At 41.2% G+C, this 11,150-nt stretch carries 8 protein-coding genes; 1 reads left to right on the top strand and 7 read right to left on the bottom strand.

The features are described 5' to 3' along the window. Positions 1-105: 105 nt before the first annotated feature. From AC07UV_RS08400 to AC07UV_RS08390, 3 genes are all read right to left on the bottom strand, one after another. A complete protein-coding gene (locus tag AC07UV_RS08400) occupies positions 106-2,601 on the bottom strand; it encodes a TonB-dependent receptor domain-containing protein (protein ID WP_495183340.1) in 2,496 nt (831 codons plus the stop codon). A gap of 142 nt (positions 2,602-2,743) precedes the next feature. Continuing rightward, entirely contained in the window at positions 2,744-4,672 is a 1,929-nt protein-coding gene (nagB, locus tag AC07UV_RS08395; RefSeq protein ID WP_495183339.1) for a glucosamine-6-phosphate deaminase, read from the bottom strand. Positions 4,673-4,813: 141 nt separating this feature from the next. Then, a complete protein-coding gene (locus tag AC07UV_RS08390) occupies positions 4,814-5,962 on the bottom strand; it encodes a methionine aminotransferase (protein ID WP_495183338.1) in 1,149 nt (382 codons plus the stop codon). Between the two features lie 72 nt (positions 5,963-6,034). On the opposite strand from AC07UV_RS08390, the gene AC07UV_RS08385 reads away from it, so the two are divergent. Further along, a complete protein-coding gene (locus AC07UV_RS08385) occupies positions 6,035-6,715 on the top strand; it encodes a peroxiredoxin family protein (RefSeq protein ID WP_282251257.1) in 681 nt (226 codons plus the stop codon). Positions 6,716-6,824: 109 nt separating this feature from the next. On the opposite strand, the gene radA is transcribed toward AC07UV_RS08385, so the two are convergent. The 4 genes from radA to AC07UV_RS08365 are packed head-to-tail and all read right to left on the bottom strand — an operon-like array spanning position 6,825 to position 11,125. After that, complete coding sequence (gene radA, locus AC07UV_RS08380; RefSeq protein ID WP_282251259.1) at positions 6,825-8,213, bottom strand: DNA repair protein RadA; 1,389 nt, start codon at positions 8,211-8,213, stop codon at positions 6,825-6,827. Positions 8,214-8,244: 31 nt separating this feature from the next. Further along, positions 8,245-9,006 (bottom strand): dipeptidase, encoded by a 762-nt coding sequence (locus tag AC07UV_RS08375; protein ID WP_495183475.1) that lies wholly within the window; start codon positions 9,004-9,006, stop codon positions 8,245-8,247. 29 nt (positions 9,007-9,035) lie between these two features. Beyond that, the gene (locus tag AC07UV_RS08370; protein ID WP_495183337.1) at positions 9,036-9,404 is read right to left on the bottom strand and encodes a membrane dipeptidase; all 369 of its coding nucleotides are present in this window, start codon (positions 9,402-9,404) and stop codon (positions 9,036-9,038) included. After that, positions 9,401-11,125, bottom strand: a complete 1,725-nt coding sequence (locus tag AC07UV_RS08365) for a serine hydrolase domain-containing protein (RefSeq protein ID WP_495183336.1) — start codon at positions 11,123-11,125, stop codon at positions 9,401-9,403. The genes AC07UV_RS08370 and AC07UV_RS08365 overlap by 4 nt, the downstream gene beginning before the upstream one ends. Positions 11,126-11,150 lie beyond the last annotated feature (25 nt).

Here is an 11,150-nt window from a genome sequence, read left to right as displayed (position 1 = left end):
TCGGTGAAATAGCATAGCCCGATAGCAATTCTAAAACTGAAAAAGGGATGATTTCTATTCGAAATCATCCTTTTTTAATTGTGCTCACGATTAAATGCTATCTGCTTAAAACTTATAACTTAATGATACAGCAGCATTTCTAGGATCGATCTGATTGATAAAACCACCTCGGAAATACGAGTTCAAGCCAATCTCGTTGGTGACATTGTTAACAAAAACTTTTGCATCAAACCTTCGCCATTTATAGCCAACCTGCGCATTTAGTGTTGTATAGGCTGGCATATTGAATGGTTCGGTTCCATAATATTCACCATGCCCCTGCGGCGTTAAACTATATTCATTCACTGGACGATCGCCTACGTAATAAACACCGGCACTTAAACTCAGATTTCTTAAGACTCCTTGATTAAAGACATATTGTACCCAAGCATTGGCGGTATGTTTTGGCGCATTCATCGGCGCGGAGCCATTCATATAGGATGGAGAGTTTTTATATCGGGCATCCAAATATGCATAACCTAACATTACTGTTAGATTTTCCAACACACGACCATTTAATTCCGCTTCGATCCCATCCCGGATTAAATCACCGGCTTTAAAATAAAGTCCAGTTGTCTGATTTTCGGAATTGTATTCCGCATTGGTCAAGTCTGACGTATAGATATGAAAATAGGTTAAATTAAACCGTAATCTATTGCCTAACCAATCGGACTTGATTCCTGCTTCAAATTGTTCTGTCGTTGAAGCTCCAGCCTTGGTCCCGTCTGTTAAAATGTTGGCAGCACTTCTGAGATTGGTCGAGTTCGTATAAGATCCGAAGACATTAAAATTATCGAAAGGCGTAACGATAACTCCCGCCATCGGATTCCAGGCGGATTCCCTTTTATTTCCGTTTGATGTAAAGTCCTTCGTGGTGATTTCAGAGTAACGTAACCCTAATACTGCCTTAATATATTTATTGAATTCAATAACATCCTGCGCCATGAAGCCAACAGAAGAATAGTAATTTCTCACCGGCGTTTTAGCCTCAAAAGCCACCTTTTTTCCTACCTGTTTATTCCCCAATGAATCCACATAAGATACCTGCGTCAAATCGTTGGCCCAATCGCCATGAATATCAACCACGTCAATCGCACCACCGGCTAAAGCTGCCTGATCTGCCTTTGACAAAAGAACTTTACTGTCCAACAAACTCAATTTCGTGCCAAATGAAGTTGTTGTCGCATCAGCGATACGATAATCAATCCCTGCCTGTACCAGATGTTTTACGTTACCTGTATAAAGATCTTTTCCAATCAGATCAAACTGAAATGTCTTATTCTTATCATCCCTTAAGCTCTTGCTCATCTTCCGTGAAAAAGTATTGTATTTTTTCTCACTGTCCTCTATCAGAGTCGCTGATGTTGTCAGGTTATCGACCTGATAAGATGAGGTCGCTATCGAAGCGCGAATGCTCCAACGATCGGTCAATTCATGATTGATCTGGCCCATAAAACTCTTCATCTCCGTATTCACATTATCAGAATTCATTCCCAAGAATTTATTGTTGGGAATGACATACAATGCATTGACACCCTGCGAAGGGTTCAGGTTAACTGCCGAATTTACCGGAGTGCGGTTATCGTTGAAATAATCCCCCTCCAATGTGATCGTTGTTCTCTCCGTAGGCTTCCAAGCCAGCGATGGGTTCAGATAGACACGATTGGCTGAAAGGCCTTTTCTGAAACTATCACTTCTTTCATAGGCTCCGTCCATACGAAAAGCAACAGTCTCCTTTTTATCTAATACTGTCTGAAAATCGAATGTTGGCCGAAACTGCCCCCAGCTTCCCACACGTACCCCAACCTCGCCAGAGTTTGTAAAATTAGGTGTCTTTGTCACGACGTTAATCACCCCACCGGCATTCCCAAGGTCAGTAATAACACCTTGCGTCACCGCTGCAGATCCTTTGATCATCTGAATAGACTCCACCCCCTGCATATCAACGACGCCAGAAGCTGTCTGAAACTGCGAGTCCATACGTACGCCATTTTTCAAAACTGGCACACCCCTGAAACCCCGTGTAGATAGTGATTCTTTGACGCCACCGTAAGAACCAAATAGCGTAACACCCGGAATATTTCGAACAGCATCAGTCAATGTTAATATACCCTGATCTTGAATTACTTTGTTGGATATCACCGATATACTCTGAATCTGATCAGAAGGTTTTAACGGCATACGGGTAATCATCTCCAGCCCCTTCGGTTTTTTATTCCGCTCACCGAACACTTCCACTTCATCGATAGCTTGCTCATTGCTCACTAACACCACCGGTTTTATGACGACCTCACGGCTAGTGGAACTAAATACATAATCAACCGATGTAGCCTGGTAACCTAAGTAAGTAAAACGAATGATTACATTCTGATCGACACCCTGAAGTCTAAAATGACCTTTATGGTCTGTCCGTACTGTTTTATCACCGATTGAAACGGTTACTGAGCTTAATGGGTTGTTGTTTGCATCCACAACCTTTCCTTTTACGATTCCTGAAGTTTGACCGTATACAGCGCTTCCGATTAAAAATGTAGAGGCAAGTGCAAGTAAGTGTTTGTCCATGTTAATAATCTTTGGTATTTATTTTTAATTAATCTAAATAGCAAGGCAAAGGTATAAAAATTTTGCTTGCTATAACAACTAAAAACAAAAAAGCGCTGAACCAATTAAGATTCAGCGCTTTCCTATATCAATTCAGACTATTTTAGTCAAATTTCCATCTTACAAAAGCTTCAATCGCTTCATAGTTTGCAAGACCTAATCGGTCATACATTGATGCGGTATCGCTTGTACGGTCTTCAGCACGTACCCAGAATTCACGTGGATCATCACCTGGGAATACAGGTAGATCTTTTTGAGACTGATGTTTGAAGATCGCTAAACGCTTGCGATATACCTCTTGTGGGGATAATGGAACAGCCATTTCGATCTCATGGATCGGATATTCATGCCATGCACCTCTATACAACCACAACCAACAGTCTTTTGTCCACTCGTCAGTTTTGCTCAATCTTCTCAAAGCCTCGAACAAAATATCGAAACACACTTTATGCGTACCATGTGGATCTGCAAAATCTCCTGCTGCAAATACTTGGTGAGGTTTCACCTGACGCAACAATTCCATCGTTTGTTGGATATCATCTTCAAACGATACTTCTTTCGCAAATTTTTGTCTATCGTAGAATGGTAGATCTTGGAAATGGATATTTTCATCTGGCAACCCGACTAAACGAGCTCCAGCAATAGCTTCTCCTTTACGGATCAATGCCTTTATTTTGCGAACAAGTTCGGTATCGATCTGATTAGGTTTTTTCGTTGCAAAGATTGCTCTTTCCTCATCATAAATCCGATTGATTTGAGCGGCCTCTGTATTTGCACCAATTTGATTTGCCAGATCTTCAGCAAATTCTAAATAACGTACTACATCATCATCCCACACAGCTGTATTACCACAAGTCTGGTAAGCAACATGCACATTGTGTCCTTGATCAGCCAAACGGATAAATGTACCGCCCATAGAGATGACATCATCATCAGGGTGTGGAGAAAATACAATCACATTTTTCTTAGCTGGATTAGCACGCTCTGGACGTTGCGAATCGTCTACATTAGGTTTACCACCTGGCCATCCTGTAATCGTATGTTGAAGTTCATTAAAAATACGAATATTGATATTATAAGCAGGGCCAGTTTCTGTCACCAACTTTGCCATACCATGAGCGCTATAGTCTTCGTCCGTCAGTTTCAAAATCGGTTTATTGATTTCCAGCGCTAACCAAACAACAGCTTTTTTGATCAATGTTGGCGTCCAGGTAACATCTTCTGCCAACCATGGAAGGTCAAAACGTGTCAACAAGGATGCCGCTGCTTCATCTAAGATGAATTCGACATTATCCGATAGTTGAAGATAGGTTGCAGGAATCTCTGACGAAATTTCACCCTCAACCGCTTTCTTAATGATCTCGGCTTTCGTTTCAGTCCAAGCCATCAAGATAATTTCACGCGCTTTGAAAATTGTACCTACGCCCATCGTGATGGCTTTTCTCGGTACATTTTCTTTACCACCAAAAGCACGTGATGCATCCCGACGTGTCAAATCGTCTAAGGTAACAATACGAGTACCAGAGTTTGGAGCAGAACCTGGTTCATTAAAACCAATATGGCCTGTACGACCAATACCTAATAATTGAATATCTAAACCACCAGCAGCTGTAATCTTTTGTTCGTATGCTTCACAAAATGCATTGACTTGATCCGGTGCCAGGGTACCATCAGGAATATTTACATTCGCCTTATCAATGTCTACATGATCGAACAAGTTTTTGTTCATAAAAGTCACATAGCTCTGATCGGCGTCAGGTTGCATAGGAAAATATTCATCAAGATTGAAGGTAATCACGTTCTTAAAGCTTAAACCTTCTTCTTTGTGCAAGCGAATCAATTCTTGATAAACTTTAACCGGTGTAGCACCAGTAGCAAGACCTAGAACAGCTTTTTCACCTTTCTCCTGCTTTGCACGAATAATTTCAGCTATACGATTTGCAACGTTTTTCGAAGCTGAATTTTGATCTGGATAGACGCTTACGGGGACTTTTTCGAAGCGTGTTTCTTCCAATAAATTTAATCTAGCCATTTTATGGATATATTGATAAACGTGAATTACAAATTTATGAAATTAGTGAGTTAAGTTGAAGTAAAATTTTAATAAAGTGGCTTATTCTTAACAATATTTTAAATAAAACCTTTTAGCCCTTATTTTAGCATAGAAATCCCGCTATATTTCGTTTAAAATCGCTACTGCTTTTAACAAAGTGGCATCTTGCTTAGCAAAACAAACACGTAAAACCTGCTGATCTGTAGCTTGTTTATAAAACGCAGAGAGTGGAATGGTCGCTATTTTGTGATGTTTTGTCAAATAGCAGGCAAAATCAAATTCCTTCCCCTGACTAATGGCACTATAATCGAGATTAAGAAAATAGGTTCCTTCACAAGGGAGAATCTTGAAACGAGACTGTACTAATCCATTTTTGAGTAAGTCTCTCTTCTTCGCGAAAAAGCCAGCGAGACTCTCCACATAAGCAATATCTTTCAAATATTCAGCGATTGCAATCTGCATCGGCGTATTAACACTGAATACATTAAACTGATGGATTTTCCGAAATTCACGCATCAATAGGACTGGCGCCACACAGTAGCCGATCTTCCATCCCGTAGTATGCAACAGCTTTCCGAAGGAAGCGACAACAAAACTCCGCTCCCGTAAGCTCGGTATACTTAAAACAGATTGTGGTGACACGCCATCAAAAACGAGATGTTCATAAACTTCATCGCTTAATAAGAGGGTATTTGTTCCCGCTAATAGCTTCCCAAGTTTATTCAGGTCCTCTTTTCCAAGTACTTTTCCAGTAGGATTATTCGGATTATTGATAATCACCAATCGTGTTTTTTCGTTGATCAGTGTAGCCACATAATCCCAGTCAATTTGAAAATCTGGTGCCAATAATCGAACTGGAATAACCTTACCCCCAAACAATTCAATCGTTGGGGCATAACTATCATATGCCGGTTCGAATATAATCACTTCATCTCCAGCACCAACAACTGTTGCTATAGCCGTAAAGATGGCCTGGGTTCCTCCGGCTGTCACCGTGAGTTCCTCAGTCGGATCTATATCCACGGCATATACCTTCTTGTATTTATTTACGATCGTCTCCCGTAGACTTTGTGCACCGATCATTGGTGCATATTGGTTATGTCCTTTTTCCATTGCGGCAGAGACCAATTGCACAAGCTTGGGATCTGTCTCAAAGTCCGGAAAACCTTGTGAAAGGTTCAGCGCCTGCTCCTCATTGGCAAGCATGGTCATCCTGGTAAAGATCGATGTACCGACATGTGGAAGTTTAGCTATTAGGTTGAAGTTCATTTTTTGACATTTTATTAATCTACCAAATTAGTGGATTTTCTTATATTTGTAAATATATACAAGAATAGCAACATGATAAAATACATCACACTACTTTTTTTGGTTCTTCCGTTCTTTGGTTTAGCACAGAAAAAAGAATTGACCAAACAGGAATATATCGCCCGCGTAAAAGCTGCACCGGATTCCATCTCAACTTTAGTTGATTTGCGCCGTGTAGGCGGTTACGACCCTGTCTATACTGAATTACAGGCGCTTTATAATACCTTGAGTGGCAATGTAAAAAATTCCATTGAAGGGAAAGAGTTTCAGGAATATCTAAATGCACTGGAGACGGTTCAGATCGGCAAAGTTGCGCCTGCTTTTACACAAAATGATACAACAGGCACCCCTGTACAACTATCCGATTTCAAAGGTAAATATGTATTACTTGATTTTTGGGCCTCATGGTGTCCAGACTGTCGCGTTGAAAGTCCAGATCTTGTAAAAACGTACGAACAGTTCAAAGGAGACAACTTTGAAATCCTGGGTATATCCTTTGACAAAGACCGTAACTCTTGGATCAAGGCCATTCACACAGACAAGCTACATTGGAAACATGTTTCTGACTTAAAACGTTGGCAAAATGATGTTGGTACATTGTACGCGGTGAAATCTATTCCCCAAAATGTACTGATTGATCCGAATGGAAAAATCATTGCGAAGAATTTACATGGAGATGCTTTACGTGCGAAGCTAAAAGAAGTATTGAAGTAAGAATGTATGTTAGCCAAGAGGCTACAGGGCAATAGGAGAAATATTAAAGAAAAAAACAGGTGTCCGAAAATCGGGCACCTGTTTTTTTTTTACTGATTTATTATTCTATTTAGCCAAATAAAGCGCTAAACAGGTCTTCCAATTTAGCTACTGGTCTAATGGCAATATTATATTTCTTGGCATCCAATCCTTTGGTATTAAACTTGGAAATAAAGATCCCATCAAAGCCCAACTTCTCGGCTTCTTGGATACGTTGTTCAATCCGGTTGACAGCTCTGATCTCCCCGGATAAACCAACTTCGCCTGCAAAGGTCAGACTGGTCTTTATCGGAATATCTTGTTGTGACGAAATAATAGCCACGATAACTGCCAGATCGATGGCTGGATCTTCAACACGAAGTCCTCCGGCAATATTCAAAAAAACATCCTGTGCACTTAACCGAAAACCAAATCGCTTTTCCAATACAGCCAACAACATGTTTAATCGTTTTGTATCATAACCTGTAGATGAACGTTGGGCTGTACCAAATGCTGAATTGCTCACCAAAGCCTGAACTTCAATCATCATCGGCCGCATTCCCTCGAGCATGGCAGCAATAGAAACACCACTCACGGGCTCATCTCGCTGTGAAATCATAATTTCGGACGGATTTGACACCTCACGCAATCCGGAGCCCTGCATTTCATATATACCCAATTCCGACGCGGAGCCAAACCTATTTTTTACCGCACGCAATATACGGTAGACGTGATGGCGGTCGCCCTCAAATTGAAGTACGGTATCGACCATATGTTCCAAGACTTTCGGTCCTGCAATGGAACCATCCTTGGTAATATGTCCTACAATAAATACTGGGGTACTGGTTTCTTTGGCAAACCGGAGTAATTCGGCTGTACATTCCCGCACTTGAGAAACCGAACCCGGTGCCGATTCAATCTGCGCTGAATGCAAGGTTTGGATGGAATCTATGACAATGACATTAGGTTGTACTGTCTCAATCTGCTTGAAAATATTTTGTGTAGATGTTTCCGTCAAAATATAACAATTGGCTTTAGAGGATTGTGACAATCGCTCGGCCCGCATCTTGATTTGCTGCTCACTCTCCTCTCCGGAAATATACAGGGTTTTAACCTGTGGAATGGACAAAGCCAGCTGGAGCATCAATGTGGATTTTCCAATTCCGGGTTCGCCTCCTATCAACACCAGGGAACCCGGGACGATTCCCCCGCCCAACACCCGATTAAACTCCTGATCTGGAGTCAAGATACGCGATTCATCCTGATATACAATCTCATGAATAATAGCCGCCTTGTTTGCCCGCTTTGTATTCCCCGTTGTTGTCGTCGTGCTTCGCCATTCAGGAACTTTTGAGCTTGACTTTTCGACCACTTCCTCCACGAAACTATTCCATTGTTTGCACGAAGGACACTGTCCCATCCATTTGGGAGCCTCATAGCCACAGTTTTGACAGAAATATGCTGATTTTGTTTTTGCCATTCTACGAAATTACAAATTTCTATCCTTTACTTTACCCTTCGTTTTCTTTTAAAATCCGTAGAAAATTCTGTCCCATGATTTTAGCGATATCTGCTTTGTTGTAACCTCTTTCTAAAAGTCCTTTTGTCAATAAAGGAAATTTAGAAACATCTTCCAAGCCCTGAGGAGCAGATTCGATGCCATCAAAATCCGATCCAACAGCAACATGTTCAATTCCTACTTTCCCAACGAGATAATCAATATGGTCCAATAGTTTGGACATTGGTGCATCGACTTCATACCTAACATCAATGGGCAGCTTATCATACATCTTCCAGGTACTCAATGTAGTATCGGCATCCTTACCAAATTGCTGTGTATAGATTCTCTTTAATCGTGTCTCATACTCGGGATCTAAAAAACCAGAGTAAAAGTTGACACCGATCACACCGCCATTTTTCTTCAGGGCCTCCAATTGTTCATCTTTCAGGTTTCGGAAATGTGGACATAAATGGTAGGCATTGCTATGTGACACCAATATTGGCTTGCTGGAAACCGTAATGACATCATAAAAAGTCTGCTCACCACCATGGGAAAGATCGACTAGCATGCCAAGTTCATTCATTTTCCGAATGATCGCTTTCCCATGATCAGTTAATCCTTTTGCCTTCGCATCCATCTTACCAGACTCCATCGCAGCACAACTCGCCCAAGGTACATTATAGTTCCAGGTCAAGGTTAAATATTTCGCGCCACGTTCATGGAGTTTGATGAGATTATCTATGCTCCCTTCGATCATATTACCGCCTTCCACACCGATCAATGCAGCAATTTTTCCAGCTTTTAAATAGCATCAATATCCCTTACTGATTTTGCCAAGGCAATATTTTTGGCGTTGGCAACGATCATTTTCTCCAGTGCATCTATTTGCGCATTGGCATGTTCAAATGCTCCAGTCTTCCATTTTGCGTCATCGGACCAAACAGCAAATACCTGCACATCGACTCCACCTTCTTTTAGTCGCGGCAAATCCGTAGCGCCCGTACTCAATCGTTGACCAATATCCTTTCCTCCTAAAATTGATTCATAGATTACATCATTATGTCCATCCACAATAATTAGATCCTGATGAACTTTTTTATAATCCTGACTATAAGCCAACCTGTTTAAAGACAACATGCCCAGCCCCATGAACAATAGGTTTTTTATCATTTCTTCACTTCATTGATTGCTTCATAAATGGCATCCTGAATCCGGCTACGGATATTGAGATCCAACAATTTGGTGCTGACCTGCGGGTGCACGCGATTGGATAAGAATATGTAAATCAATTGATTTTGGGGATCCACCCAGATGCATGTGCCTGTGTATCCCGTATGCCCAAAAACAGTACTATTGGCCAATTTAGAGGGATACTCATTTTTCGGGTTTGGATCCCAGCGGTCGAACCCCAATCCTCTTCGGCTTGTCGCAGACTGCTTAGACGTAAAAAGATCTATTGTTTCAGACTTAAAATACCGCTCACCGCCGTATTCTCCACGGTTGAGCAAAAGCTGTCCATATATCGCGAGATCATTGGCTGTAGCAAATAAGCCGGCATGTCCAGCGAAACCTCCGGCCATCGCTGCCCCCTGATCGTGCACATATCCTTCCAACAATGTTTTACGGAACGAAGTATCCTGCTCCGTAGGTACAATCTGTTCCTTCGCAAATCGTTCCCTGGGAAGATATCCGGCATGTGTCATCCCTAATGGTCGATAGAAATTCTCCTGAACATAATCCTGCAATGGTTCGGCCGTCTGATGTTCGGCAACTTCCTTCATCACATACATGCTAATATCACTATACACATAGTTTCCTGTTGGCTTAACAGGTGATTTTAACATTTCGGGCCACATCAGATCGCGGTAATAATGATTGAGAATATAACTATTGTCAGCCATCTTGACTTGATGTTGTTGGTCTGGTACGGCGACAACATCACCTGCTTTCAAATATTTATAAAAAGGGATAAATGGCGTAAACCCTGCTTCATGTAACATCACAGAACGCAATTTGATATCCTTTTTATTTGTATACTTTGCCTGCAAGAGGTAATGCCCCATCGTACTATCGAGATTAATGATATTGCGCTCCGTCAATCGCATAATAACAGGAGTTGTGCCCGCAATTTTACTGACTGAGGCCAGATCAAAAATATCACCTGTTTTTGTTGGAATGTCTTTTGTATAGGTATGATAACCATAAGATTTCTCCAATAGCACCTGCCCATCTTTGATAATCATCACAACTGCACCGGGGGTCGCCTGCTTTTCAATGGCCTCTTGAGCAATTGCATCAATTTTTTTGGTCAATTTACCCAAATTCAGATTGGAGTTTTCACCTAAACTGTATTGTAGTCTCGATTGGGCCGTCTTAATATTTCCTGCAGTAATCGCGGCACCACCAAAAATAGACATCGCAGCATTGCGTTGACCAAGTTCGGTAAAGGGTGCCAACAACTCGATCAAATCAGACTGTGGATGTTCGGACAATGATTTTTTGTTGCGTTCCTGTTCAAAGAAATGACAAAGAACAACCTTTTTATTGTTCAGCACTGCCTGCTTTAACTGTGACAAGCAGTCAGCATCCAAATCATCTTCATTACCCGCAACAATAATCGTATTATAATATTTGATATCTTCATCAAATTTACTGAAATCAAATAGCGTTATGCCTGCATAACGTGCCAATTGGTTTGTAAACGCGGCATATTTTTCAGCATTAGGCACAACGACGGCAATACGTAACTGCGCCAGATTGCCCAGAGGGAGTAGCTGATCAACATTATTGTAAAGTATGGTTTCATTCTTTATGGTCGACTTATACTGAGCGAACAAGGGGCCAATACAGAACAAACCTGCAAATAACACCCCAAAAAATCCTTTTTTCATTCTGATTTTATCGTTTTTTAGGTTC

This window comes from Sphingobacterium sp. GW821-FHT03E03, assembly GCF_059420745.1.
The sequence above is the reverse complement of the archived record's forward strand: the minus strand, read 5'-3'. Positions and strand labels throughout refer to the sequence as shown.